This window comes from Sulfitobacter sp. 1A13353, assembly GCF_043557255.1.
Taxonomy (GTDB): Bacteria; Pseudomonadota; Alphaproteobacteria; order Rhodobacterales; family Rhodobacteraceae; genus Sulfitobacter; species Sulfitobacter faviae.
In genome coordinates this window covers 11,676-35,358 of record NZ_JBIFFS010000011.1, presented here as the reverse complement: position 1 = coordinate 35,358, position 23,683 = coordinate 11,676, and the positions used below count along the sequence as shown (strand labels likewise).

Annotated in this window: 27 protein-coding genes; 17 read left to right on the top strand and 10 right to left on the bottom strand. The window is 59.9% G+C overall.

Annotation, left to right across the window (positions count from 1 at the left end; all coding sequences use genetic code 11):
* Positions 1-68 precede the first annotated feature (68 nt).
* Positions 69-647, bottom strand: a complete 579-nt coding sequence (locus ACGYLO_RS20840) for a cation transporter (RefSeq protein WP_271690428.1) — start codon at positions 645-647, stop codon at positions 69-71.
* Between the two features lie 103 nt (positions 648-750).
* Positions 751-1,179 carry a helix-turn-helix domain-containing protein gene (locus ACGYLO_RS20835; RefSeq protein WP_013959865.1) on the bottom strand — a complete coding sequence of 143 codons (429 nt, stop codon included), beginning with the start codon at positions 1,177-1,179 and terminating at the stop codon, positions 751-753.
* Between the two features lie 207 nt (positions 1,180-1,386).
* Here ACGYLO_RS20835 and ACGYLO_RS20830 point away from each other — a divergent pair, with 207 nt between their 5' ends.
* From ACGYLO_RS20830 to ACGYLO_RS20770, 13 genes are read left to right on the top strand one after another with little or no spacing between them, the layout of a single operon-like run.
* Positions 1,387-1,953: an SCO family protein gene (locus tag ACGYLO_RS20830; RefSeq protein ID WP_088635930.1), complete on the top strand. Its 567-nt coding sequence runs from the start codon at positions 1,387-1,389 to the stop codon at positions 1,951-1,953.
* Positions 1,954-1,958: 5 nt separating this feature from the next.
* Positions 1,959-2,381, top strand: coding sequence for a disulfide bond formation protein B (locus ACGYLO_RS20825; RefSeq protein WP_088635910.1), 423 nt, complete (start codon positions 1,959-1,961; stop codon positions 2,379-2,381).
* On the top strand, positions 2,378-3,031 hold the full coding sequence (locus tag ACGYLO_RS20820; RefSeq protein ID WP_088635911.1) for a thioredoxin domain-containing protein: 654 nt from the start codon (positions 2,378-2,380) through the stop codon (positions 3,029-3,031). The genes ACGYLO_RS20825 and ACGYLO_RS20820 overlap by 4 nt, the downstream gene beginning before the upstream one ends.
* A gap of 29 nt (positions 3,032-3,060) precedes the next feature.
* The gene (locus tag ACGYLO_RS20815) at positions 3,061-3,528 is read left to right on the top strand and encodes a copper chaperone PCu(A)C (protein ID WP_088635912.1); all 468 of its coding nucleotides are present in this window, start codon (positions 3,061-3,063) and stop codon (positions 3,526-3,528) included.
* Positions 3,528-4,154 (top strand): SCO family protein, encoded by a 627-nt coding sequence (locus tag ACGYLO_RS20810; RefSeq protein WP_088635913.1) that lies wholly within the window; start codon positions 3,528-3,530, stop codon positions 4,152-4,154. Before ACGYLO_RS20815 ends, ACGYLO_RS20810 begins: the two co-directional genes overlap by 1 nt.
* Positions 4,151-5,524 (top strand): M23 family metallopeptidase, encoded by a 1,374-nt coding sequence (locus ACGYLO_RS20805; RefSeq protein ID WP_271690352.1) that lies wholly within the window; start codon positions 4,151-4,153, stop codon positions 5,522-5,524. The genes ACGYLO_RS20810 and ACGYLO_RS20805 overlap by 4 nt, the downstream gene beginning before the upstream one ends.
* Before the next feature lie 3 nt (positions 5,525-5,527).
* On the top strand, positions 5,528-5,983 hold the full coding sequence (locus ACGYLO_RS20800; protein WP_043772538.1) for a DUF411 domain-containing protein: 456 nt from the start codon (positions 5,528-5,530) through the stop codon (positions 5,981-5,983).
* Between the two features lie 12 nt (positions 5,984-5,995).
* On the top strand, positions 5,996-6,778 hold the full coding sequence (locus ACGYLO_RS20795) for a ZIP family metal transporter (RefSeq protein ID WP_088635914.1): 783 nt from the start codon (positions 5,996-5,998) through the stop codon (positions 6,776-6,778).
* Complete coding sequence (gene lspA, locus ACGYLO_RS20790) at positions 6,762-7,265, top strand: signal peptidase II (RefSeq protein WP_369824853.1); 504 nt, start codon at positions 6,762-6,764, stop codon at positions 7,263-7,265. The genes ACGYLO_RS20795 and lspA overlap by 17 nt, the downstream gene beginning before the upstream one ends.
* A complete protein-coding gene (lnt, locus tag ACGYLO_RS20785) occupies positions 7,232-8,845 on the top strand; it encodes an apolipoprotein N-acyltransferase (RefSeq protein WP_088635916.1) in 1,614 nt (537 codons plus the stop codon). The genes lspA and lnt overlap by 34 nt, the downstream gene beginning before the upstream one ends.
* Positions 8,836-9,003, top strand: a complete 168-nt coding sequence (locus ACGYLO_RS20780) for a hypothetical protein (protein ID WP_009815492.1) — start codon at positions 8,836-8,838, stop codon at positions 9,001-9,003. Before lnt ends, ACGYLO_RS20780 begins: the two co-directional genes overlap by 10 nt.
* Before the next feature lie 24 nt (positions 9,004-9,027).
* Positions 9,028-10,965 carry a penicillin acylase family protein gene (locus tag ACGYLO_RS20775; RefSeq protein ID WP_088635917.1) on the top strand — a complete coding sequence of 646 codons (1,938 nt, stop codon included), beginning with the start codon at positions 9,028-9,030 and terminating at the stop codon, positions 10,963-10,965.
* Positions 10,962-11,963, top strand: a complete 1,002-nt coding sequence (locus ACGYLO_RS20770) for a cytochrome c oxidase assembly protein (RefSeq protein ID WP_088635918.1) — start codon at positions 10,962-10,964, stop codon at positions 11,961-11,963. The genes ACGYLO_RS20775 and ACGYLO_RS20770 overlap by 4 nt, the downstream gene beginning before the upstream one ends.
* A gap of 219 nt (positions 11,964-12,182) precedes the next feature.
* Here ACGYLO_RS20770 and ACGYLO_RS20765 read toward each other — a convergent pair whose 3' ends face one another.
* The 3 genes from ACGYLO_RS20765 to ACGYLO_RS20755 all read right to left on the bottom strand — a co-directional run bounded on the left by ACGYLO_RS20765 (position 12,183) and on the right by ACGYLO_RS20755 (position 15,554).
* Positions 12,183-12,695, bottom strand: coding sequence for a murein L,D-transpeptidase family protein (locus ACGYLO_RS20765; protein ID WP_035367119.1), 513 nt, complete (start codon positions 12,693-12,695; stop codon positions 12,183-12,185).
* A 182-nt stretch (positions 12,696-12,877) separates the two neighbouring features.
* The gene (locus tag ACGYLO_RS20760; protein ID WP_071974146.1) at positions 12,878-13,165 is read right to left on the bottom strand and encodes a zf-TFIIB domain-containing protein; all 288 of its coding nucleotides are present in this window, start codon (positions 13,163-13,165) and stop codon (positions 12,878-12,880) included.
* Between the two features lie 34 nt (positions 13,166-13,199).
* Positions 13,200-15,554, bottom strand: coding sequence for a cation-translocating P-type ATPase (locus tag ACGYLO_RS20755; protein WP_271690351.1), 2,355 nt, complete (start codon positions 15,552-15,554; stop codon positions 13,200-13,202).
* A 182-nt stretch (positions 15,555-15,736) separates the two neighbouring features.
* On the opposite strand from ACGYLO_RS20755, the gene ACGYLO_RS20750 reads away from it, so the two are divergent.
* On the top strand, positions 15,737-16,021 hold the full coding sequence (locus ACGYLO_RS20750; protein ID WP_088635920.1) for a hypothetical protein: 285 nt from the start codon (positions 15,737-15,739) through the stop codon (positions 16,019-16,021).
* Positions 16,022-16,046: 25 nt separating this feature from the next.
* Here the strand turns inward: ACGYLO_RS20750 and ACGYLO_RS20745 are convergent, their stop codons facing one another.
* The 5 genes from ACGYLO_RS20745 to ACGYLO_RS20725 form a co-directional block, all read right to left on the bottom strand.
* Positions 16,047-16,712, bottom strand: coding sequence for a L,D-transpeptidase (locus tag ACGYLO_RS20745; RefSeq protein WP_088635921.1), 666 nt, complete (start codon positions 16,710-16,712; stop codon positions 16,047-16,049).
* Positions 16,713-16,924: 212 nt separating this feature from the next.
* A protein-coding gene (locus tag ACGYLO_RS20740) for an IS5 family transposase (RefSeq protein ID WP_088635922.1) occupies positions 16,925-17,682 on the bottom strand; the annotation gives its coding sequence in 2 pieces (ribosomal slippage) (positions 16,925-17,358 and positions 17,358-17,682; 759 coding nt in all).
* Between the two features lie 63 nt (positions 17,683-17,745).
* The gene (locus ACGYLO_RS20735) at positions 17,746-18,324 is read right to left on the bottom strand and encodes a L,D-transpeptidase (RefSeq protein ID WP_009815505.1); all 579 of its coding nucleotides are present in this window, start codon (positions 18,322-18,324) and stop codon (positions 17,746-17,748) included.
* Between the two features lie 83 nt (positions 18,325-18,407).
* The gene (locus ACGYLO_RS20730; RefSeq protein WP_088635923.1) at positions 18,408-18,998 is read right to left on the bottom strand and encodes a L,D-transpeptidase; all 591 of its coding nucleotides are present in this window, start codon (positions 18,996-18,998) and stop codon (positions 18,408-18,410) included.
* A gap of 215 nt (positions 18,999-19,213) precedes the next feature.
* The gene (locus ACGYLO_RS20725) at positions 19,214-20,281 is read right to left on the bottom strand and encodes a hypothetical protein (RefSeq protein WP_088635931.1); all 1,068 of its coding nucleotides are present in this window, start codon (positions 20,279-20,281) and stop codon (positions 19,214-19,216) included.
* Positions 20,282-20,510: 229 nt separating this feature from the next.
* Here ACGYLO_RS20725 and ACGYLO_RS20720 point away from each other — a divergent pair, with 229 nt between their 5' ends.
* From ACGYLO_RS20720 to repB, 3 genes are all read left to right on the top strand, one after another.
* Complete coding sequence (locus tag ACGYLO_RS20720) at positions 20,511-21,392, top strand: recombinase family protein (protein WP_276154159.1); 882 nt, start codon at positions 20,511-20,513, stop codon at positions 21,390-21,392.
* 134 nt (positions 21,393-21,526) lie between these two features.
* Positions 21,527-22,720: a plasmid partitioning protein RepA gene (gene repA, locus ACGYLO_RS20715; protein WP_058243484.1), complete on the top strand. Its 1,194-nt coding sequence runs from the start codon at positions 21,527-21,529 to the stop codon at positions 22,718-22,720.
* On the top strand, positions 22,704-23,633 hold the full coding sequence (gene repB / locus ACGYLO_RS20710) for a plasmid partitioning protein RepB (RefSeq protein WP_276154158.1): 930 nt from the start codon (positions 22,704-22,706) through the stop codon (positions 23,631-23,633). Before repA ends, repB begins: the two co-directional genes overlap by 17 nt.
* Positions 23,634-23,683: the final 50 nt, after the last annotated feature.

Genomic DNA, 23,683 nt, shown 5'->3' with positions numbered 1-23,683 from the left:
TTGGAACAAAACTAATTTCTATAGTCACTGTAGCTTCAATCCTTTCTTTCAGAAAGAATCTCCCGCAACTATTTGTCCGTGTGAACCGCTTTGTGGTGTTCGCCGTGTGCGTCGCGCAGAATGTCGATACCTCCCCAGGCCGCGATCTCGGCGACAATCACGCCGACGACGAGGTCCGGCCAGTTGGTTCCTAGCCAGGCGACGAGGCCACCGGCCACGACGATCCCAAGGTTCGCGGCGAAATCGTTGTAACTGAAGGTGTTGGCCGCGCGGATGTTGACGTCCGGATTTTTGAGCTTAGCGAGCAGCCAGACGCAGACCGCGTTGATGGCTGCTGCGATCAGGGCCATGGCGATCATGATCGTCCCGAGCGGATCTGACCCACCGATGTAGCGGCGCCACGCATCGTAGAGGATGCCTGCAGCGAACAGGATCAGCAGCCCGCCGGAAACGTTCGCCGCCCCGCGTTTCCATTTGGCGGATCGGGACAAAGCGAAAAGGCTGATCGCGTAGACGAAGCTGTCGGAGAGGTTATCGAGCCCGTTGGCGATCAGGGCACTTGAGTCGCCGAAGGCGCCTGTTGCGAAAAAGGCCACGGCCAAACCAATATTGAGCGCCAGAACGATCCAAAGCGTCCGTCTCTCCATTGAATCTTGTCTAGCGGCCATTTTGTGGTTCCAGCTTGTGTTGTACGACACATTAACTTCTGCGGCTGATCTGCGTTCCAGCCGGATTGTTGGCTGAATTCCTTCAGGCCCCGATTTCCTCGTGTTCGGTCAAGCATTCCGAATGGTCCCGCAACACCTCAAGCACCTTGCAATCTCCCGTCCGCCCGCCGCTGCATTCGTGAACCATGCGTTTCAGTTCCGTGCGCAGCGCCTTCAGGCGGGCCATGCGCTGCTCCACCTGTTTGAGCTGGCGACGCGCGATGGCATCAGCCTCATCACAGGGCCGGTTGGGATGGTCGCTGAGGTCGAGCAGCTCGCGGATCGCATCGAGCGAGAAACCGAGTTGTCGCGAGTGGCGGATGAAGGACAGTCGATCAAGCTGTGCATTGTCGTAGCGCCTCTGTCCGCCTTCGGTCCTGCCAGGTTCGGGCATGAGTCCGATCTGTTCGTAGTACCGGATGGTCTGCACTTTTGTGCCAGTCTTCTTTGACAGAGTACCGATCGTGAGCATTTTCGCCTCCATGAAAAAGATACAGTCTGTGTAGGTTTTGCCGTCGGAATAAACAAGTGTCGGATTCACAGACGCGTGAGTTCAAGCTATACCATGATTTCGTGCTTGAACCTCTAGCGGCTAGAGGATGTATCCGCACAGGCAATAAGAATCAAAATCAGGCGAACAGGATTGTCCCTTACATCGGCACAGAAGTTTCTTTGGGTTTTGGCAGGCGTGGCAGCGCTTGCCTTCGTGTGGCTTCTGCTCTGGTCCGACTATCGTTCCGATAGCGCCCGAACCGACGCCGAACCGCCTTTTTTCGCTGAGTTCGAACTGACGGACCACCAGGGTATGGTTCGAACCGAGGAGGACTTTGCGGGGCGCTGGATGCTGGTTTTTTTCGGCTTTACCAACTGCCCCGACGTCTGCCCGACGACCCTATCCGAGGTCGCGGCGGTGATGGACGGTCTGGGCGACGATGCCGCCAAGGTCCAGCCGATTTTCATAACAATCGACCCTGAACGAGACACGCCCGCAGCACTCGCCGAATACGTCCCGCTGTTCGATGCGGGCATCATCGGGCTGACCGGCATGCCGGAACAGATCGCCGCCACATCCGAGACCTTTCCGATCTTCTTCGAACGCGTCGAAGAGGCTGCGGCGCCGGATGGTTACACGATGGGCCACACGTCGCATCTGTTCCTCTTCGATCCCGACGCGGGCTTCGCCGACTCGTGGCCCTACGGCACCTCCGCCGAAGAGATCCTCGCCGACCTGGAAGAGAGGATCTGACCGACATGAACCGTATGTCCGGAGAAACAGCCCTCGGGCTGGCGTGGATCATCGCGCTCGTCGCCTCGCTTGCCGTGCTTTTCATCGGCGAGGTGCTGGGGCAGACGCCCTGTGTGCTGTGCTGGTTCCAGCGCGCCTTCATGTTCCCCTTGGCCATTATCCTCGGGCTGGGCCTTTGGTGGCGGGACGGCCGCGTGGGGCGCTATGGCATCGCATTGGCGCTTGGCGGCGGCGCAGTCGCCCTGTGGCACATGGGACTGTACGTCGGTCTTGTTCCCGAACGCATCCAGCCCTGCACGGCGACCGGCCCCTCTTGCACCGATGACAACCAACTGGTCTTAGGCATCCCTATCCCGCTGATGGCGCTCGCCGCCTTCGCGCTGATCGGGGCGCTTTCGGCCCTTTCATTGAAGGACACACGAACATGAACCGACGCGGCCTGATCCTGTCCGTTCTCGCCCTCGGCGTCGCCGGTTTCGGCGGAGCCACCTGGTTTGCAACCCGCCCCGGCCCGGTGGCCGAAGCGGAGCCTGTTGCGCCGGAACTCGCGGACGCGATGATCCGCCCCTACTCGCCCATCCTCGGGCCTGCGGAAGCGCCCGTCACGATCGTCGAATTCTTCGATCCGGCCTGCGAGGCCTGTCGCGCCTTTCATCCCATCGTGAAGGACATCATGGCCGAGCATGGGGATGCTGTCCGCGTCGTGATCCGCTACACGCCCTTCCACGGCGCGGCATCCGAGGAAGCGATCCGCGTGCTCGAGGCGGCGCGCATGCAGGACATTTACGTGCCGGTGCTCGAGGCCGTTTTGCGGGAACAGCCGAGATGGGCGTCGCACGGTGCCCCGGAGCCTGGTCTGATCCTTCAAATCGCCGCCACGGCCGGACTCGATGCCGAGGCCGCGCGCACGCAAATGCTGGCACCCGATGTCGTGGCGATCCTGAACCAGGATCGTGCTGACGTCGAGACCGTGGGAATTCGCCAGACGCCCACATTCTTCGTGAACGGCAAGCCGCTCGATCCGTTCGGGGAGGCAGAACTGCGGCGATTGGTGGCTGCCGAAGTCGCTGCCGCGTAAAGCTGAATGGAAAGGGCAGGATCAGAACGATGAAAAAGTATATTTTGACCGGCACACTGGCCGTGCTTTTGACCTTTGGAGGGCTCTCAGTGCCCGCGCTGGCCGGACCAGAGGATGTTGTCGTCGAGAACGCGTGGTCCCGCGCCTCCATCGGGATGAACCGCCCCGGGGCCGCCTACATGGCGATCCGCAACACTGGCGACGAACCGGTGACGCTGATCGGCCTTACAACACCGCTCGCGATGATGCCCGAAATTCACGAGACGAAGACCAATGCCGAAGGTGTGAGTTCCATGAGCCCGGCGGGGGAGATCGCGATCGCCCCTGGCGAAAGCGTCGCGCTCGAGCCGGGCGGCCTGCACGCGATGCTGATGCGGCTGAAAGAACCGATGACGGAAGGGGACACCTTTCCGCTGACCCTGCTTTTCGACGACGGAGGCGAAGTGACGGTCCATGTGCCGATCCTCGGCATCGCCGCGCGAGGGCCGGAGGACTGATGCGGCGACGGGCGATCCTGGGGTACGGCGCGGCTGGTGTCGGGGCGGTCGCCCTGATGCTCTTCGTCGGTTGGTGGCAGGTCGATGGACCCGGTGGACCCGAACCTGTCGGGCAGCGGCCTATGGCCCTGACCGAGATGGATTTCCGTCTGACGGATCATGAGGGCAACGCGGTCGGGCCGGAAACCCTGATCGGTCGCCCGACGATGGTGTTCTTCGGCTTCACCTACTGTCCCGATGTCTGCCCGACCACGCTCTCGGACATTTCGGGATGGCTCGACGATCTGGGAGACGAGGCCGACGAGATGAACGTGGTCTTCATTACGGTCGACCCCGAGCGCGATACCGTCGAGGCGATGGCGGAATATGTCGGCTACTTCCATCCTGGGATACGTGGCTGGACGGGACCGGAAGAGCAGATAGCGCGCGTCGCGGACGGCTTCCGCGCCACCTACGAGCGAGTACCGGCGGAGAGCGGCGATTACACGATGAACCACACCGCGAGCGTCTTCCTGTTCGCAGCCTCTGGGCGATTCGTCACCATGATCGACTATCACGAGCCCAAAGAATTCGCGGTGCCGAAGATCCGCCGCGCGCTGGAAGAAGAAATGGAGGGGGCGACATGAGGCTCAGATCTTTGGCGGCTTGTGTCGCAATTGCGGGGACGGTTTCGGGAGCGGCTATCGCCATCTCTGATTCCATGTCGAAAGAACCCGTGCCGCCTGAACTTGCCCAGGCAGGTAGCTGGATGCCCCAAGGTCCTGAAGCCCCCCAGAACGTTGACATCCCCGTGACGTTGCCCGCGGCGGCATGGGCAGACGATGCACCCGACCTCAGCCCGCTGCCCCTTCTGCAGGCCGCGTTTGCCGACAGGCCGGTGCAAGCGATCGAGCCACCCCTGTCGACGTGGTCGCGCGACATTGCTCCGGGCGAAACGCTCGATTTCTTGCTGTCAGAGGCCGGTCTTGCGGCACCTGACAGAGCCGAAGTTGCCCTCGCGCTTGGTGCGGAATACGATCTGCGACGGCTGCGGCCGGGGCACTCGGTCACTGTCGCTTCGACCGTGGACGGCAGCCCCCGCACCGTCTCACTCGCCGTCGAGGACGGGGTTCGGATCGAGGTGGTTTTCGGCGAGCAGTTGTCCACACAGGTCGTGGCTCCGGATCCGGAGATCGTAACCCTTGCCGGCGAAGCCGTGATCGACAGCTCGATCTTCGCGGCACTCGACGAAGCCGGCATACCCGCCCGTTTTTCCGTGGACCTTGCGCAGATGCTGGGTGGGACCGTGGATTTCCGCCGCGAGATGGCCGGTGGCGAAACACTAAGGCTTCTCTGGCGTGAGGCGCGGGTCGGAGAGGACAGGATCGGACAGCCCGAACTCGCCTTCGCCGCACTGGAGGTCGGCGGTTCGCTTTACGAGATCGTATGGCCGGACGACGGCAGCGGTCAGGCGACGATCTACGTCGATGGCGAGGTGCTGCGCGTCTTCGCACAGCCGGTCGAGGGTGCGCGCCTCAGCTCGGTGTTCGGACGCCGCACGCATCCGGTCTTTGGCAACGTCCGGATGCACACCGGCGTCGATTTCGCAGCGGCACGTGGGACACCGGTTCAATCGACGGCACCGGGGCGGGTTAGTTTCATTGGCTGGCGCGGTGGCTATGGCCGTGTGGTCGAAATCTCGCACGGCTCCGACACCATGACGCGCTACGCGCATCTGAGCGCCGTGCCGGAAGACCTGGCACAAGGCCAACGCGTTGCGGCGGGAGATGTGATCGGCCGCGTCGGCGCGACTGGCACGGCGACAGGTCCGAACCTGCACTACGAAGTCCTCGTGGATGGGCGCCCGACTGACCCCCTCACTGACGACCGGCTCGCCGAAGCAGCCGAGAGCGAAGCGGATGATACCGCCGCGCTCTCGCGTCTGGCCGAGGCGCGCGCGCTTCTGAATGAAAACCTCGGCAGCGAGATTGCCAAAACGACAACCGAAAGGCTCTGACCCATGAAACGCATGACCCAAGCTCTCGCCATCACGCTCGCCCTGTTCCCAGCGGCCCAGGCCCTCGCAGAGGCAACGGCGATCGACGTCCGCAAGACCAACGGATGCGGCTGCTGCCTCTCGTGGATGAAACATCTCGAAGAGAACGGGTTTGTGCCGACCGGCCAGGACATGTTCGGCGGGCTTCTCGTGCGCTTCAAGCTAGACAACGGCGTGCCGCAGCGCATGGTCTCCTGCCACACCGCGCTCATTGACGGCTACGTGATCGAGGGCCATGTACCGGCCGCTGACATCCGCCGCCTTCTCGAGGAGCGCCCGGACGCCGTCGGCCTCGCTGTTCCGGGGATGCCCTATGGCTCGCCCGGCATGGGGCCAGAAGACGACCGTGAAGCCTATGATGTCTTCCTCATCCGCAAGGACGGGTCGACGGAAGTCTTTTCGAGCTACGCCGAAGGATAATCTGGCCCGCCCATGGGAAATCTGTCTCCGATAATGCTCGGCTTTCTCGGAAGTCTTGCCGCCGGATCGCTCACAGCAGTCGGAGCAGTTCCCGTGCTGTTCGGGCGCATCCCGTCTCGGGCCACACGCGCTCTGTCGCTCGGCTTCGCTGCCGGTGTGATGCTCGCCGCTTCTTTCTTTTCGCTGATCATCCCGGCATTGGATGCGGCGGAGCCGATGTTCGAAAACGGCGCGATGCCTGCGGCCATCGTATGCGTTTCGATTCTTCTGGGCATGGGGGCTGTCGCCCTGATGAACGAAAAGCTGCCGCACGAGCACTTCAAGATGGGACGCGAAGGGCCCGAAGCGGCGTCTTTGCGGCGGGTCTGGTTGTTCATCATTGCGATCACGATCCACAACTTCCCCGAAGGCCTTGCCGTGGGGGTCGGCTTCGGATCCGGAGGTATGGAGGGCGGTTTGCCGCTTGCTGTCGGCATCGGGCTTCAGAATGCGCCCGAAGGATTGGCCGTCGCTGTATCTCTGCTGGGCGAGGGATATCCGAAGCTGCGCGCCTGGGGCATCGCGGCGCTGACGGGCATGGTCGAGCCGATTGGCGGCCTGCTCGGGGCCGGGATCATCACACTGTCGGAACCGCTGCTGCCATGGGGACTGGCCTTTGCCGCGGGCGCAATGCTCTACGTCATCAGCCACGAAATCATCCCCGAAACCCATCGCAGCGGCCATCAGAACAGGGCGACGCTCGGTCTCGCAGTCGGGCTCGTTCTGATGCTGTTTCTCGATGTCTGGTTGGGATGAGGCAATGTCACTAAACAAGGTATCTCCGGTGATCGGCGTCTTCGCGGCGCTTGCTGCGTTCGCGATTGATCAGATCACCAAAGCCATTGTTGTTGCGGATGCCGCCACTTTAAGCGCCGGGATTTCCGTGTTTCCGGGATTCAACCTCGTCTTTTATCGTAATGACGGCGTGACTTTCGGGATGCTGGGCGGCGCTCCGTGGTGGAGCCTAATCGCTCTCGCTCTTGCCATCTGTGTTTGGCTAGGGGTTATGCTGTTTCGCGCCGACAATGCGGTGGAAATGCTTGCCTACGGTGCGATCATTGGCGGAGCCCTGGGCAATGTCATCGATCGTGTGCGGTATCGGGCTGTAACAGACTTTCTCGATTTCTACATTGGCACAACACATTGGCCTGCCTTCAACTTGGCCGATGTATTTGTCGTCAGTGGCGTGGGGCTCTTGCTCGCCGCGCCATGGATCAGCGCGCGGCGTTCGATCAAGTCGTGAAGCCGGAAATTCTGAACCGCATCGCTCTGCGCCACCGTTTTCTTTCGCGGATGACGCTTGGTTTCGCCGCCGGGGCGATGACCGTTCTGACTTTCCCGCCTCTTTCGATTCTCCTGCTTGTTCCCGTTGCCTATTCCGCGTTGTTTGTCGGGCTTCGCGATCTCTCCTTCGGGCGTGCTTTCCTCGTCGGCTGGGCGTTTGGTCTCGGCCAGTTCGGTTTCGGGATTTGGTGGATCGCGGAAAGTTTCTACGTCGAGGCCGAGCGGTTTGGGACGATGGCGATTCCGGCGGTCGCGGGATTGTCCGCAGGTCTCGCGATTTTCCCAGCCATTGCCGCTGCGCTTTTTGCCGAAATCGCGCGGCGCGGAGCCATGGGCAGTCTCTTGGCCTGCCTCCTGTTCGCGACCTCCTGGACCGTGGCCGAGTGGTTGCGTGGTCACGTTCTGACAGGGTTTCCCTGGAATCTGGCCGGTTACGCACTTGTAGACTACGCCGCCCTTCGCCAGACCGCCGCCTGGGTCGGAAGCTATGGGCTAAGCTTTCTCACCGTGTTCGTCGCGGTACTCCCTGGCGCGGCTGCTATGGCGTCCGGGCGGCAACGATTGACCGTTTCGCTCATGGCGCTGGCCGGAATCGCGACGATGTGGGCTGTCGGCACGCTGCGCCTCCAGTCGGATGCACAACAGCCACCCGGTGTCGACCTGCGCATCGTCCAGGGCAACATTCCACAAGAGGAGAAATGGGCGCCCGAGAACCGCGAGGCGACATTCGCGCGCTATCTTGAGCTTTCAACCCGGCGCGGCGATTTCGACGTGCTTCTCTGGCCGGAAACCGCCTTTCCGGGTTTCCTCGACGAGGATACGGAGGCGCAGGCCCGCATTGCCGCTGCGCTCACAGAGGGCAGGGTGCTGCTCACCGGTGTGCCGGACCGTGTACCGAGCGAGGATGGCACCCGATATTTCAACACGGTCCAGGCTTTTGGCGCGACCGGCAGAATCCTGACCGGATACGCGAAACACCATCTCGTACCCTTCGGCGAATATGTGCCATTCCGTGGCTGGTTGCCCATCGAGCGGCTCACGGCGGGTCTGGGCGACTTTACGCCCGGACCGGGCCCGCGAACGCTTGCGCTTCCGGGTGTGCCGCTGGTCGCCGTGGCGATCTGCTATGAGATCATCTTCCCAAGCCATGTGGTCGACGATCTGTTCCGGCCGGACTGGATTTTCAATGCGACCAACGATGCTTGGTTCGGAACCAGCATTGGACCGGAGCAGCACCTCGCGTCCGCACGCATGCGCGCTGTCGAGGAAGGGCTTCCCATCGTCCGGGCCGCAAACACAGGGATCTCCGCGATCATCGACGCAAACGGTGACCTCGTCGCGCGGCTCGGCAACGGAGAAACCGGTGTCATAGATGCGGCTCTGCCCTCTGCTCATCCGTCAACGCTCTATGCGCGCTTCGGTGACTGGGCGCTGCTGGCTCTCATCTTCACTACTTGGGCCGTCGGACTGGCTGCAGGTCTGGTCGGCACACACCGGTGCAACAAGAGAACAAGAACGGAGAAAAAGTCATGCTGGTAATCGCGGGCATTGTCGCGGGTGCGATCTGGGGTGGATATCTGGCGCGACGCCGAAAAGGAAACCGGCTGGATATCCTCCAGTATGCGGCGAGTTCGGCGATCGCCTTCGGTCTTCTCACCTATTTCATATCGGTGGTCCTCTTGCGCATCTTTTTTTAAGAAGGGTTTCGAAACAGCACCGACATGAGACGGCTTTTCAACATATTGCTGTACGGGTTTCTGGCAATCTGCATCACGGTATCGGTTGGTTCCGGGTTGGTCTATTTTCTGCTGAGCGCATCCGTTCCCGACTACGACGAGGACTTCACGGTCGCAGGCTTAGGCGGACCGGTCGACATTCTGCGAGATTCTTCGGCAGTCCCGCACATCTCCGCGACTTCCGCTGCAGATGTCTACTTCGCGATCGGCTTCGTTCACGCCCAAGACAGGCTCGGTCAACTGTTAAGGGCAAGGCGAAAAGCGGAAGCTTCGTGGCCAGCCGATGGGACATTGTCCGTTGCGCCAGCGGTCTCAGACGCGCTCGCGTCCTATGCCGCGGGCGTCAATGCGTGGCTCGAGCTTGTGTCGGAAGGCGGGCGTGGCAGAGGCTCTCCGGAGCTGCTGATCGCAGACGAACGGTCGATCGCGGCCTGGACACCCGGCGATAGCCTGAGGATTGCCCGGTCTTTCCTGAATGGCCTGCGACCGGGAAGCGCACGGGAAGGAATGCCGAGTATATCAGGTGCCATTATACCGACGGATCGCCCGAGAGCGCCCGAACTACTGGCGACTGATCCGCAGCAGCGCCTCAATGCGTGGGCGATGGACGGTGACCGAACCGCTACCGGGACGCCAATTCTCGCCGCCGAAATCAGCGGTTCCCTGTCGCTTCCCTCGGAATGGTATCTCGCTGATCTTCAATTTTCGACGGGGCCGGCCATAGGGGCCACAATGCCGGGCGTACCTTTCGTTATTGTTGGTCGCAACGCGCGCGTCGCCTGGGCCTTCCGGTCACTTCCCGTGCCAGACGAGGAGGCGCCAGGGGGGCCATCACCCATGCAGACGGCAGGTTTCCTGACGATGCTGGAGCTGTTTGCGCGTTCAGCCGACGCGAACGATGCCACTAGAGTTGCCGCAGACATGTTGCCGAAGGGCATGGAGGCATTGGTAATTGATCGAGAGACCGTTGACCGTTGGCCAAAAGAGGAAGCCGTACGGGCGTCGTCATTTCGCGACATTCGACTGGCGGAGCTTGAAACGCGGCAATCGATCTTCTCGACAGAAGGCGTCATGGGTGTTCAAAGGGACACCGTAAGTTCCGTGGCGCGAACCCTCCTGCCCCTAATGGCGAAAGAGCTTTGGTTCGTGCAGTCCAGAGACAGCATCGAAGGCACCGATACGGACGACCTTCGTCGTGAGCTACTGGACAGGCTTGCGTCGTGGAATGGCGAAATGGATCGATATGCGCCGGAACCTCTGCTGTTTTGGACCTGGGTCTGGGCTTTGCAGCAGCGCATTTTGAAAGACGAGTTTCCGACAGCGAAGCAACTCTGGACCCGTCCGAACCCGGACTTTCTTTATGCGGTACTCAGCGATCGTCGCGGCAGCGCGATCTGGTGCGACATCCGTCCATCGTCACCTCGAGAGACATGTGAGGAGCAGGTTCGCGTGGCCTTGGATGATGCCCTTGGCTGGCTGGTCGATCGATATGGGCGCGATCTTTCGACCTGGACCTGGGGGGAGGAGCATACATTGGACATGCAGTGGTCGCCGATCAGTTCACGTGGGTTGCTGACCGACCTGCTGTCCCTTCAAGCGCCGATCTCAGGCGATCCCTTTACGCAATTCTTGACGTCATTTGGTGTTGAAGAAGACCGTCCATTCCTTGTAAGTGCCGGAAGCAATTTTCAGGCGGTCATGTCGATATCGGGAGCAGCGGGATCATACTACATCTCGCCCGCCGGACAGTCGGGACATCCGCTATCTCGATTCTACGACAATCTTTTTCCCTCGTGGATACAAGGCGAATACCTCGCCATGTCGACCGATCTGTCACTAGCCCGTGGCGGCGCTTCCGGGATATCGCGGCTCACACCGGCTACCTCCGACAACCCTCGGATGAGCGAGGGCCAGAGCGAATGATCACGAACTTCTTCTTCCTTTACGACCCTTTCGGCTATGTGCTGTCACCGGTGTCGCTCATTGTTGTCGGTCTTACAGCATGGCTGTTTTTGCGTGGGCTCAAAATACACGCTCGCTGTCTCGGAAGGGTTTCTGGCTGGCGTCGAGCCGTCTTCTTTGTCGGCCTCGCGGCCGTCCTCGTCGCGACGAATGGGCCGCTCCCGCCATTGGGGCACAGTCTGTTTTCGGTACACCAGGCCGAGCATCTTCTTCTGCGACTGGCAGGACCCATTCTCATTGCGGTTTCTCAACCCTGGCTTGTCCTTCAAGCCGGATTGAAAAGGGAATGGCGCCGACGCCTTGCCGCGATTGGGCGTGCGCGCATCCCGCGATTCTTGGCGCTTCCTGCATCTGCCACCTCCTTGTTGATTGGTGCGCTTTTCGTCTGGCAGATCCCGATGATCTACGCCCTTACACAACGTATTGCGGCGATGGAAGCGCTAGCACATCTGTCTATGGTGCTGGCTGGGCTTTGGTACTTTGCTATGCTGTTCGATCTGCGTGATCCGCCTGAAGGAGCGCGGCGCGGTGCTCGGCTGATGTCAGGGTTCGTGGTGATCGTTTCCAACATCTTTCTGGGCTCCCTGACAACGCTCAAAGAGGTGCCTCTCTATGGATCAGAAATCATCGCAGCGAGCGGTGGCCGACTTCGCGCCCTGGCTGACGAGACAATCGGTGGCTACGTAATCTGGGTCCCGTCGTCGATGGTTCTCATCGCGGCAATCATTCTGGTGCTGAACGGCTGGAACGCGGCGGAGGAACGGCGCTGGACGTCCCGCTACGACCTGATGCGCCAATCGAATGCGGCGGCGCTCGAGTTTCCGGAAACCGCGGAGGAACTGCGTCTGAAAGTAGGGAAGCCGAACCGAGACATGGGCCGTACGCTCGCCCTTGGCGCATTCTCCATGTTCATGGTTGTCATGGTTACCGTCGTGACCATCGTCTATGCCCTCGGATAGATTGAATTCGACATGAGACCAGACGTATTCTTCTCCGCTAGGGCCCGCCTGTCTCGCCACTGCCACGGCTGGACACATATTGTAGTGTCCTTACGCGTACCGGGTGCTTGCGCTGGCCCACGGCGGCAAGTGTCACTTTGGCCGTGATCGCCATCGAAGCGATCAACGTGGCCCTGTGCCGACGATTTGCCTGATCTGACGGAAGATCATCTCCTCCCATCAGGCGTAGATGTCGATCGGTGTTCCGTCTTTCACCATTGCATAGATGTCCTCGATCTGCCGATCTGTGACCGCGATGCAGCCAGCTGTCCAGTCGCGGACGTCCGTTGGGTCGATGCCTGGGCGTGGACCACCATGGATGAAGATGTCGCCGCCGGGGGAAAGGCCCTGCGCTTCAGCAAAGGCGATGTCGGCCTCATTCGGATAGGAGATGCCAACCGAAAGATGATACGTACTGTCGGGGTTGCGCTTATCGACTACGTAAGCGCCCTCAGGGGTCCGGCCGTCTCCCTCGAATTGCTTGTGACCCTCAGGAGCGAAACCCAGCCCGACCGGATAGGTTTGCAATACGCGATCGGCTCCGTCCAGAACAAGCAAACGCTGCCCCTTGTAAAGCCGAACACGGGTCACTTCGGGTCCGCCATAGCTGCGGAACTTGCTGGCACAGCCAGACAAAAACGCTGCCAATCCGCCCAACAGGACGGCGCGGCGGGGAAATCGGATGGTTTTCACTGCTCGATGCCTCTTTCGTGAGGTCTGATATGGACATTACGTTACCTTGCAAATGCTGCGTGATCAATGTCCGTGGGCAAGCGCGGCCTTTGCCATCTCTGGACCAACCTGCTCACCGCTGAATGCCTTGCGGGCCTACCGCAGCGCCTTGAGGGCGACCGGCAGGGAGACCACGGCAAGCCTTAATCGAACAACTCGTGAAGCCAGGATTTGCGTCGATAGCCGTGCTTGCGGTCGCCGCCGCCGTGCTTTCCGCGCCGGTAGCCGCGATCATCGTCGTAGCCGCGCGGCTCAGGCACCCGCTGAGGCGCCACATCGGGTGCCGAACGCTCGATGATCTTGTCCAGTTCACCCCGGTCGAGCCAGACACCCCGGCAATCGGGACAGAAGTCGATCTCGATCCCCTGGCGGTCGGTCATGCTCAAGGGCACCTCGCAAACCGGACACATCATCCTGCCCTTCACGCTCATGTCTCGTCTCGGCTCCTTTCCGGGTTCTCCCAGTTCAATGACCATGTGCCAGCGCTCCTTTGGCCAAGCCTTCGCCAACCTGTTCACCGCCAGACGGCGGCGCCTTGGCCTCTTGGCTGTTCAGCAGGCGCAGGGCGTTGGCCACCACCAGCAATGACACTCCTACATCGGCTGCAATAGCGCCCCACATCGATGCCACTCCGAAAGCGGTAGCGACAACGAAAACGCCCTTGGTCGCCAAGGAAATACCGATGTTCTGATGGATAATCGACATTGTCCGGCGCGAATGACCGATCAGCCAAGGCACCTTCCCGAGGTCGTCTGTCATCAGGGCAATATCCGCCGTCTCGATTGCCGCGTCCGAACCAACGGCACCCATTGCGATGGCGTAATGCGCGCGCGCCATGGCCGGGGCGTCGTTGACCCCGTCGCCGATCATGGCCACCATGTCATGCGTTTCGACCAGTTCTTCGATAGCTGTCACCTTGTCTTCGGGCAGAAGCTCGGCACGGACCTCGTCGATGCCGACCTCGGCTGCAACAGCGCGCGCTGTCCGCTCGTTGTCGCCCGTCAGCATGACGATGGTCTTCACGCCCTGCGCGTGGAGCTGTGCCACGATGCCCTTGGCATCGGGGCGGATACGGTCGCGCAATTCCAGGATGCCGGTGACGCCGGTGTCGTCGCCCACGGCAACAAGGGTGCTGCCGGCCCCTTCGATGCGGTCGCGCAGATCCTTCGGAATGGCGTCGCCGAAACCCTTCTCCTCGGCAAACCGGTCGGACCCTAGCCAGATCGACCGGCCGTCTGTGCGTCCTTCAAGTCCCCTACCTGGAACGGTTCGGGTATCTTGCGCGGCGGACACATTGATGCCTTCGGCTTCTGCCCGCGCGAGAATGGCGCGCGCCAAGGGATGCGAGGAACGTGCCTCCAGCCCAGCGGCGAGGGTCATCAGATCTTGCGCCGATGCTTTGCCCAGCGGATGCACCGCCGCCACCTCCGGCTCGCCCATGGTGATCGTGCCGGTCTTGTCCATGGCCAGTGCAGTGGTCTTGCCCGGTGCCTCAACATATGCACCGCCCTTGATCAGCACCCCAGCCCGCGCTGAGGCGGTGAGTGCGGCGACGATGGAGACCGGTGTCGAGATGACCAGAGCACACGGGCAGGCGATCACCAGCAGCACGAGTGCATTGTAGAACCAATAATCCCAGGCCCCACCGAAAATGAGCGGCGGCAGCAGGGCAATTGCAATGGCGAGAGCCATGACGATAGGCGTGTAGATGCGGGCGAACTTCGCCACCCACTGCTCCACCGGCGCACGGCGGGCATGGGCGTCGCCGACCATGCGGATAATCTTGGCCAACACGGTGTCCGAGGCGGCCTTCGTGGCGCGCACCGTCAGTGTGCCTTCGCCGTTGATCGTACCGGCATAGACTTCGTCGCCCCGTTCCTTTGGGACCAGCGCACTCTCTCCGGTGATTGGCGCCTGATCGACGGCCCCTGCCCCATCGACAACCTCACCATCCAATGGGATGCGATCTCCGCCGCGCACGACGAAACGTGCGTTGATAGCAACCGCGGAAGCCGGTACGTCCGCTTCCGAACCGTCATCATAAAGAATTCTTGCCGTCGGCGGCGCCAGGTCCAGCAGAGCTGAAACCGCATTCCTCGCACGCCCGACGCTCCAGCTTTCGAGGAAAAGCGAGAGCGAGAAGAAGAACGCAACCGTCGCCGCCTCGAAAAATTCGCCGAGGCCAATTGCACCCGCGACTGCGACGACCATGAGCAGGTTCATGTCGGGCGACAGCCGCCGTGCGGACGACCATGCCTTGGGCGCCACGAGCCAAACACCGAACAGGATCGCGACCGCGAATAGCCCTGCCTCGACCAGTGGCATCGGCGCTTCGCCGTGCCCTGCGAAGAGGCCAAGTGCCCCCCCCATGCCGGTCTCGATGATGTGCCACAGAAATCCCGCGGCCCAGAAGCCACCACTGAGCGCCGTAAACAGCCGCTGGCGTGCAAGATGGGCCGCCTGGTCGACCGACGCGTTTTCGGCATCCCAGGGCTTGGCGGTCATGCCGGTGCTTGCGACCAGTTCTGCAATTTCGCCGTCCGATACACTCTTGGCGCTGTCGAGGATAGTCATCCGTCCATTGATCACGTCGAACGCAAGATGTTCGGCCCCGCCGATCTTCGGGCCGACCACCTTGTTCAGGATTGCTACCTCCTCGGCGCAATCGAGGCCGGACACCTGAAAACTGCGCCCGCCCGCTGGCGCGGGGGTCGCCGGAACGATGTCGCCGCACGTTCCGGCGCTCCCGCAGCAGCTGCCGCCGCTTGTCTGGGCATCTTCGGCGTGATCGTGGTCGTGACGATGGGTGTCGGACGGCATGAATGGACCTCTGGATTCGGGTGCTTTACCATGACATAGCCCCTACAGTGGCTAGAGCTTCAAGAGCAAAATACGGTGGTATTTCAGATTGTTTTATTGCTAGAGGATGCGGTGACTGGCTCTATCACGCCTTGAGGCATGAACAGCCGCTGCAAAGAAAAACAGTCACGAAAGGAAACTTAATGCGGGTTTTGATTCTGAAGCAAAAAATGATGGTTGCAGTGGCGCTGTCGCTCACGGCCGGGTGCGCAGTCCAGCCGACTGGACCGGGCGACGTGGCAAAACAGGGGGGCAACGTTCCCGAAGCCGTGATTGCAATGGCTGCCCCGGATCAGGATGTTGCAACTGCGCGCTTGGTACCGGAAGACGGGTGCTACTGGTACAAACACAGCGGCCCCGTAGAAACAACCTTGCTGCCGCTGCGCACGGCGAACGGCAATCGTATCTGCACCCCTCGCGAAACTTAATTGCGTTTGCCGTCCGCTGCTTGGCTTAGCTGCGGGCAGTCACGCTGTCCTCCGCCGAGTAAAGATAGGCCGTAGAGCCGGTCTCGACGTTCGGGTAAAGATCATTGATATGAGCCATGACCATCCGTACGCAGCCCGAACTTGCGCGGCCACCGATACTCCGTGGGCTCGGAGTGCCATGGATGCGCAAAAGGGTATCGCGATCCCCGACGTAGAGATACAGCGCCCTCGATCCAAGCGCGTTTTCCGGTCCCGGTTCCATGCCATCGGCAATGTCAGCATAAAGTTCGGGGTCGCGATTGATCATGCTCTGTGTCGGTTGCCAGTGCGGCCACCTGACCTTGCGCTTGATGGTATAGACACCCGGCTCGTAGAGGTTCCCCCGCGCGATGGCCACGCCGTAGCGCATCGCGGTTCCACCCTCTTCAATGTGGTAAAGATATCGTGCGACCGCGTCGACATGGATATCTCCCGGCACGAGACCGGCCTTCGCAAGGACTCGTTGCGGCAGGAACCGCGGGTGCAAATCCCAGGGATTGGAGGTTTCGGGGACATAATTTGGAGGCGTCACCTGTGCGTCCCATTCAGCCTTCTGCGCCTCGGTGGGCCAGCTATCGGCAAACGTCACGCCGGGAACGGTCGCAGAAAATAGCGCCGTTGTTGTTTGAATGAAGTGTCGTCTTGTCAGCATGTCGTACCCTTTCGGTTCCCACCGGCGATTGATGGCAAGAACGGTATGTGTTCTCCTTGAACAGATAGGACTTCTAGTGGCTAGAGGTTCAAGGGCAAATTTTCGTGAGTAAACATGCGATCCTTGCAGTTTCCAGTTTGCTTGGGAGGAGAAAACTGCTCGCACGATACCTGGTCCGAAGTTGCGCAGCGACAATTCGTTAGGGTCAGGATTCATAACCAGTAGATGACGGTTGCTGCGAGCGCGATGGCTGAGAGAAAGACCTTTGGACAGCGGTCATAGCGGGTTGCCACGCGCCTCCAGTCCTTGAGGCGCCCGAACATGATCTCGATGCGGTTTCGCCGCTTGTAGCGGCGCTTGTCGTATTTGACCTGGGTCTTGCGTTGCTTTCGGCCGGGAATGCAGGCGCGTATCCCCTTGTCTTGCAATGCTTCTCGGAACCAATCAGCGTCGTAGCCCCGATCCCCGAGCAGCCATTCGACATTTGGAAGGCTGCTGAGCAGCGCCCGTGCGCCGATGTAGTCGCTGACCTGTCCGGCGGTGACGAACAGGTTGAGCGGTCGTCCTTGGCTGTCGCAGATGGCATGCAGTTTTGTGTTCATGCCGCCCTTGGTTCGACCGATCAGGCGACCGCGCCCCCCTTTTTGGCGGCCATGCTGGTCGCGGTACGGTGTGCTTTCAGATAGGTCGCGTCGATCATCACGGTTTTTTCTTCGCGGTGTCCGGTAGCCAGGCCGACCATCATCCTGGCGAAGATGCCTTTCTCGCTCCAGCGCTTCCACCGGCTGTACAGCGTCTTATGCGGTCCATAGGCTTCAGGCGCGTCGCGCCAGCGCAAGCCATTGCGATTGATGAAGATTATCCCGCTCAAGACGCGTTTGTCGTCGACCCGAGGCTTGCCGTGGGACTTGGGAAAGAAAGGGGAAAGCTTGGCCATCTGCTCGTCGGTCAGCCAGAAAAGGTCGCTCATGTCACCGCTCCGTTTTCCGGGCCGTGAATCACGCAGCGCTTTGAAAATCAATGCATCCTGACCCTAGAAAGTTGCGGGGTACAGGATCACACGCGTGTCCAGCGGAACCATATCATACAACTGGACAATCTGATCGTTAACCAATCTGGCGCATCCGTTTGAAACGGCACTGCCAATAGTGCTTGGGTCATTTGTGCCATGCACACGTAAAAAGGTATCCCCGCGTCCCGGTTGAAAAAGGTAGAGGGCCCGCGCACCTAGAGGGTTGCTCAGACCGCCAGGCATTCCATTCCGAAACGGTCCATACTTTTTCGGTTCACGACGCAACATGCCCGGGGTCGGTGTCCAGCTGGGCCACTCCTTCTTTGCCCCCACATAGAATTCGCCTGCCTCGTAAAGGCCCGGGCGACCGATCCCGACAGCGTAGCGAATTGCAGTGTTATCGGGTTGGGTCCAGAACAGGGCAAACTGGCTTGGAACAACATGGATTTCGTATGGAGCGGAGCCCTCTGGAATGCTCACTACTTGAGGTAAATACTCCGGCGGTAAATCATACTTTGGCAGCACTACATGGGCTGAAACTGGCTGACTGGCCAAAGTGCCAACAGCCCCGGCGGCAAGGAGGAATTTTCTTCGATTCATGAAGCTGTGGCTTTCGAACGGTGAACGTTGAATGAACGCCGGTACACGAAAAAAGACTTTAACAAGTCATGCTAGGTGCGCGATCAGAACAATTTCACTTGTGTTCCTACCTCAGCCAAAGCGAACAGTTCTTTGATATGTTCGTTGTAAAGGCCGATGCATCCGTTCGACGATTGGCGGCCAATTTTCCGCGTGTCGCCCGTTCCGTGGACGCGGTAATATTGCCATGAAAGGTAGAGGGCGTGTGTACCCAAGGGGTTGTCTGGACCGGGTGGAAAATAGTCTGGCCAATCCGGATTGCGGATCTTCATCGAAGGCGTGGGGCGCCAGCTTGGTCCTTCCACTTTCTTGATAACGCTAGTGTATCCGCGTTTTGTCAGTTCTTCGGATTCCGGAACGCTCGACGGATACAGCTTATAAACACTTTCATCCTCTGACCAATATTGCACCGCTCGGGAATCAATGTCGCACAGGATTGCACCGTGGTTTAGATTATCGAAGTGATCCCGCCAGTTTGAGGTGCTGAAGGATGAAATATTGCGGCGCACTGGTGGCGTAGCAAGTGGTGCTGTGGTTTGCGCTGTTGCAACGCCTGCTCCTAGGAACACGCCACTTGCGGCCGCACCGAGCAGCGCTCCGCGACGTGAGATAAATGAGTCTTTAATTAGCTTCATGATCAATCCTTCGGTCGTGCCTCTTTCGCCTGGTTACAACCTTCACCCACTGGAGCTTCAAGCGATCAATTGTCACAAAAACGTGAGACGAATGGCTAACGAACGCTTTGGGCTGGAAAAGCCTTGTCGCATTCGAACGGAAAGTGGCTTAAACGATCATCTGGGGCGGCACTAAAGCGTGCCAGGTCAAGCCGGTGTCAGCCTCGACAAATGACCTATATTAGGTCAGCTTTCCACATGCGATACCTCCCGTGCCCCGTCACCTCGCGGATCAAACCGCTTGCCTCCATCCATGCGAGATTGCGCTGAACGGCGGCGCGGCTGGCTCCGGTCATGGCCTCAGCCATCGGGGCGGAGACCAAGGGCCATTCCGTGAAAACCTTTCGCAAGGCAACCGGCGTGCGGCCAGATAATTGCGCCATGACGTTTTCTGCCCGCCCGATCCACACTTCAATATCATCAAGTGTTCGCATCGCCGTTAGAATTGCGCTGTTCATCCCATCCAACCAGCGGGCCAAACGCTCGGGTGGCAAGCCCGAAACGCGCAGCCCCCCGGCCCCGGCCATAGCGAGCGGCGCGAAGATGGCACCGCTTCCATCGCTGGTCGCGATCCTGGACGCGGTGACGGCAGCTTCGATCTGGTCGCCGTGGCGTCCGAGGCCCGCCAAGCTCCACAGGTGATACCCCATGCACGCCCGCGTGATCGGGTGGAGACCCTTTGCGGCTGCCATGACGTCCAGCCACCCACCCGCGCGATCCTCGAAACGCTCAGCGCTGTCTTCAATGTTCTCGGGATCGCGGCGATCCAGGAAGGCGGCCAAGTCAGCTTTCGGTCCAGGACCGCCTGTTAGGCGCCGAACAGCCCATCCAACTCTTGCCAGTGCATTTGGGTCATCCTGTGCACCTGACAGCCGCATCGATATCCAGAGCGCCAGACGATCAGAACTCACGCGATCCCCTGCGAACCAGCTGAGATCCGCTGCCTCGATAAGAGCGAGGCGATGCCGCCAGCCTTCCGGGCCACGCAGCAGCCGGTCATCCAGAGCTCCCAGGCGTCCAGCCACTCTTGCCAGTCGCGCAGCGTGAACGCCTTCTGCTTTTGCCCAGTCTTCGACGACAGCAGTGTCGGGCGGTTCCGCCCGTGGCCCTGGAGGCAAATCATCCGGTTCTTCTTCAAGTGACCTAGGTAGAAACCAGAGATCGTCTTCGTGAGCCTCTTCATCCTCCTCGATGGTGATAAGGAGGTCGCCGTAATCATCAGTCAAAGAAGAGGCTTGCGTCATCTTGTGTGCAAAATACTGATTTTTTGCACATTGCCCAGGCGTTTTCGTGGCCGCTGCCTGCGCCATTTATATAGTACGCGCGCGCGACTGCAGGTGAAACCTCTCAGATCGCTTTCAGCGCAAGGAAACCAAAGGTTTTTGGACGAGCACGACGAGAGAGCACCTACTTGCATTTGGTTACAAACGGTCGTTTAGTAGTAATACCTAAAACTGCAAACGGCCAGATTTCATGCCCTTGATAGGCTATGCACGCGTATCCACAGAGGATCAGACCCCCCTGCCCCAGTCTGAGGCCCTGCAAACTGCGGGTTGCGTCGAGATCTTCGAAGAGCACGCCTCAGGCAGCAATCGCGCGCGTCCTGTGCTTGCGCGCGTTCTCGAACGCGTCCAGAGCGGCGACACACTGGTTGTCGTGCGAATTGATCGGCTTGCGCGGTCTCTGTCGCACTTGCTGGAGGTGATCGAACGTCTGGAGGCCAAGGGAGCTTTCTTCCGCTCGCTGCAGGATCCAATCGACACCGCCTCCCCTCAAGGAAAATTCACATTGCAGGTTCTGGGCGCCGCGGCCGAGTTCGAGCGCGCGCTGATACGTGAGCGCACAAAGGCTGGGCTTGCCTCTGCGCGCGCCAAGGGTCGCGTTGGTGGCAATCCTGGGCTACGCGCCAAGGATCCCGCCGCGCTGCGCAAGGTGCGGCTGGCGCGACAGGACGGCTACATGGAGCGCCTGAACGAAACCGCGCAGGATTGGGTGCCACATGTGCGCCGCCTGCGGCCGGATATGGCCTGGGAAGATGTTTTGCGAATCATTAATGGCCCCCTGCCCCACGACCGGCACTGGACCCAAAGCCGCCTACTCCGTGCTGTGAAAGCCTATGTCCGCGACGGGTTTCTACCAGATGCAGTGCTTAGCCGCGCCGGACGCCGCGAAACCGATGACCGCCTGCCGGCCATCGTGGCAGCGATCAAAGGCGCGGACCCCGAAATCACACTGCAGGCGATCTGCGACCGGCTGGAATCGATGCGTGAGCGCACCCCTCGGGGTCGTGCAAGCTGGCAGCCGTCTTCGGTCAAAATGCTGCTTAAGCGTGCGGAAAAGTTGGGGCTCCTTTGAACACGACACTTGTGTTGGCCTAACGGATTGCCACCAAATCTAGAAAGTGCTTGCACGAATCTGGCTGCTCGGGCAATAGTCTCGAAAAATAACGCGCGGTCACATAAAAAACGCGCCCACGGGTCGGGGCACACATGAGCGAAGCAGAACAGGATCTAGATATCGCCATCGGGCACTACGCGGAACTTCTCGCGTCGAACCTGCATGCTCAGCGCGCTGCACACTTCCCACCAGATGCAAAGAAGGTGATGCGCACTTTGACCAGCGGAGAAGCTGCTGAGCTCCTTGGCGTCGACCATACCTATCTTCGGAAGCTTCATCGAGAAGGAAAGATCGTCGATGTCGAGACGACGGCTGGAAGTCATCGTCGCTATACGCTCGACGATATCTGGGAAATCCGGCAGACGCTTGAAGGAAACGCAAAAAAGTCTGGAACTTACGTGCCTGGTCGTCGCGACAGTGACGAGCTTCAAGTCATTTCAGTGGTGAACTTTAAGGGCGGATCTGGCAAAACGACGACGTCCGCTCACCTCGCTCAGCGCTTGGCGCTCAAGGGGTACAGGGTTCTTGCGATCGATCTTGACCCCCAAGCATCTCTTTCGGCTCTTCACGGAATCCAGCCAGAACTCGACCTCATGGAGGGCGGAACCCTCTATGATGCCGTTCGCTATGACGATCCGGTTCCGATCGCCGAAGTGATCCGCAAGACCTACATCCGCGGCCTTGATCTGATCCCGGGCAACCTTGAACTCATGGAGTTCGAGCACGAGACGCCTGCTGCGATCCAGCGAGGCGGAGCGAAGGCGTTCTTCGCGAGAGTTCATGACGCACTCGATAGTGTTGAAGCGAACTACGACGTTGTTGTGATCGACTGTCCGCCGCAACTTGGTTTCTTGACGATGTCAGCACTTTCCGCGTCCTCGGGTGTGCTCGTGACGGTTCACCCGCAGATGCTTGACCTTATGTCGATGTCCCAATTCCTGCGAATGACTGCGGATCTCCTTGGAGTAATCAGGGATGCAGGCGCAAATCTGCGCTTCGATTGGCTTCGCTTCTTGCCAACGCGATACAAAGTCGGCGACGCACCACAGACCGAAGTCATCGCCTTCATTCGCGGGCTCTTTGGGAGGTCGGTCCTGACCAATCACATGGTTGAGTCGACCGCAATTTCTGATGCCGGCTTGACCAAGCAAACGCTCTACGAAGCTGACAAGAAGGACTTCACGCGTCAGACGTTTGATCGTGCGATCGAATCTATGAACGCAGTGAACGATGAAATCGCTGAAATCATCCAGAACACATGGGGGCGGAATGGCAAGAAAGCCTAAACTTGGCCTGCCGCTGCAGACCCTTCGCAACGCTCCTGACGCTCTTGAAGGGCGCAGACTGCGTGGCGGTGTTTTTGAGATCGATCCGGCGCAGATTGTTACCGAAGGACGGTTGGATGACAGACTACAGATTGAAGTTGAGGGCCTGAAGAACTCTATTTCCAAGAACGGTCAGCGTGTGCCTGTCTTGGTCCGCCCACTGGAAGCCGATCGCTACAACCTGATCTATGGCCGCAGACGCTTGGAAGCATGTCGCGAACTCGGTATCAAAGTTCGAGCCATCGTCACAGAGGTTGAAGGTGATCAAGCGCTTCGAGATCAGCTTCTCGAGAACCAAGAGCGTCGTGATCTGAGCTTTATTGAACGTGCGCTTGTAGCGACGGCGCTTCTAGACGGCGACCATTTGGAAGGGGCTGAGCGCACCAATCGTGGTGTCGCCGAAGTCCTTAACCTCCACGAAGCTGGAGTTTCACAGCTCTTGAGTGTCGTTCGGACGGTCGGCGAGGATCTCATCCAGGCGATTGGTGCAGCTCCTGGGATTGGTCGCCCGAGATGGGAAGAGCTCAAAAAGGCTTTGGGTGCCTACGACGGTGATCGGGACCAGCTGCTAGCCATAGCTCATGCAGCCAAGTCCGGAAGTTCCGGCTCGGTCGATGAGGTTTCTGAGCGTGCGTTTCTCGCAGTTCTGGCAGCTGCGAAGAGCACAGAGAGGAAAGCAAGCCCGTCTAGAAAGGGTGCGCCTGCTTTGGCCATCCCCGGTGTTGGAGCTGCGACGGTCAAAACCGGCCGCCAAGGCAAGCAGCTCAAACTTGATCTAACTACGGATGAACCTGATTTTATCAGCTGGTTGGAGGGCAACGCCCCAAAGCTGATTACCGAGCTTCATGAGCGCTGGAAGCGTTCAGGAGACTGAGGAAGAGCAACCAACAAGAAGGAGGCACGATACAGGCAAAAAGAAAAAGG

Excerpts from the sequence above, each read along its gene's own strand:
- ACGYLO_RS20840 (WP_271690428.1), bottom strand. The coding sequence starts at position 647 with ATGGAGAGACGGACGCTTTGGATCGTTCTGGCGCTCAATATTGGTTTG.
- ACGYLO_RS20835 (WP_013959865.1), bottom strand. The coding sequence starts at position 1,179 with ATGCTCACGATCGGTACTCTGTCAAAGAAGACTGGCACAAAAGTGCAG.
- ACGYLO_RS20825 (WP_088635910.1), top strand. The coding sequence starts at position 1,959 with ATGAACCGTATGTCCGGAGAAACAGCCCTCGGGCTGGCGTGGATCATC.
- ACGYLO_RS20820 (WP_088635911.1), top strand. The coding sequence starts at position 2,378 with ATGAACCGACGCGGCCTGATCCTGTCCGTTCTCGCCCTCGGCGTCGCC.
- ACGYLO_RS20815 (WP_088635912.1), top strand. The coding sequence starts at position 3,061 with ATGAAAAAGTATATTTTGACCGGCACACTGGCCGTGCTTTTGACCTTT.
- ACGYLO_RS20810 (WP_088635913.1), top strand. The coding sequence starts at position 3,528 with ATGCGGCGACGGGCGATCCTGGGGTACGGCGCGGCTGGTGTCGGGGCG.
- ACGYLO_RS20805 (WP_271690352.1), top strand. The coding sequence starts at position 4,151 with ATGAGGCTCAGATCTTTGGCGGCTTGTGTCGCAATTGCGGGGACGGTT.
- ACGYLO_RS20800 (WP_043772538.1), top strand. The coding sequence starts at position 5,528 with ATGAAACGCATGACCCAAGCTCTCGCCATCACGCTCGCCCTGTTCCCA.
- ACGYLO_RS20795 (WP_088635914.1), top strand. The coding sequence starts at position 5,996 with ATGGGAAATCTGTCTCCGATAATGCTCGGCTTTCTCGGAAGTCTTGCC.
- lspA (WP_369824853.1), top strand. The coding sequence starts at position 6,762 with ATGTCTGGTTGGGATGAGGCAATGTCACTAAACAAGGTATCTCCGGTG.
- lnt (WP_088635916.1), top strand. The coding sequence starts at position 7,232 with ATGGATCAGCGCGCGGCGTTCGATCAAGTCGTGAAGCCGGAAATTCTG.
- ACGYLO_RS20780 (WP_009815492.1), top strand. The coding sequence starts at position 8,836 with ATGCTGGTAATCGCGGGCATTGTCGCGGGTGCGATCTGGGGTGGATAT.
- ACGYLO_RS20775 (WP_088635917.1), top strand. The coding sequence starts at position 9,028 with ATGAGACGGCTTTTCAACATATTGCTGTACGGGTTTCTGGCAATCTGC.
- ACGYLO_RS20770 (WP_088635918.1), top strand. The coding sequence starts at position 10,962 with ATGATCACGAACTTCTTCTTCCTTTACGACCCTTTCGGCTATGTGCTG.
- ACGYLO_RS20760 (WP_071974146.1), bottom strand. The coding sequence starts at position 13,165 with ATGAGCGTGAAGGGCAGGATGATGTGTCCGGTTTGCGAGGTGCCCTTG.
- ACGYLO_RS20755 (WP_271690351.1), bottom strand. The coding sequence starts at position 15,554 with ATGCCGTCCGACACCCATCGTCACGACCACGATCACGCCGAAGATGCC.
- ACGYLO_RS20750 (WP_088635920.1), top strand. The coding sequence starts at position 15,737 with ATGCGGGTTTTGATTCTGAAGCAAAAAATGATGGTTGCAGTGGCGCTG.
- ACGYLO_RS20745 (WP_088635921.1), bottom strand. The coding sequence starts at position 16,712 with ATGCTGACAAGACGACACTTCATTCAAACAACAACGGCGCTATTTTCT.
- ACGYLO_RS20735 (WP_009815505.1), bottom strand. The coding sequence starts at position 18,324 with ATGAATCGAAGAAAATTCCTCCTTGCCGCCGGGGCTGTTGGCACTTTG.
- ACGYLO_RS20730 (WP_088635923.1), bottom strand. The coding sequence starts at position 18,998 with ATGAAGCTAATTAAAGACTCATTTATCTCACGTCGCGGAGCGCTGCTC.
- ACGYLO_RS20725 (WP_088635931.1), bottom strand. The coding sequence starts at position 20,281 with ATGACGCAAGCCTCTTCTTTGACTGATGATTACGGCGACCTCCTTATC.
- ACGYLO_RS20720 (WP_276154159.1), top strand. The coding sequence starts at position 20,511 with ATGCCCTTGATAGGCTATGCACGCGTATCCACAGAGGATCAGACCCCC.
- repA (WP_058243484.1), top strand. The coding sequence starts at position 21,527 with ATGAGCGAAGCAGAACAGGATCTAGATATCGCCATCGGGCACTACGCG.
- repB (WP_276154158.1), top strand. The coding sequence starts at position 22,704 with ATGGCAAGAAAGCCTAAACTTGGCCTGCCGCTGCAGACCCTTCGCAAC.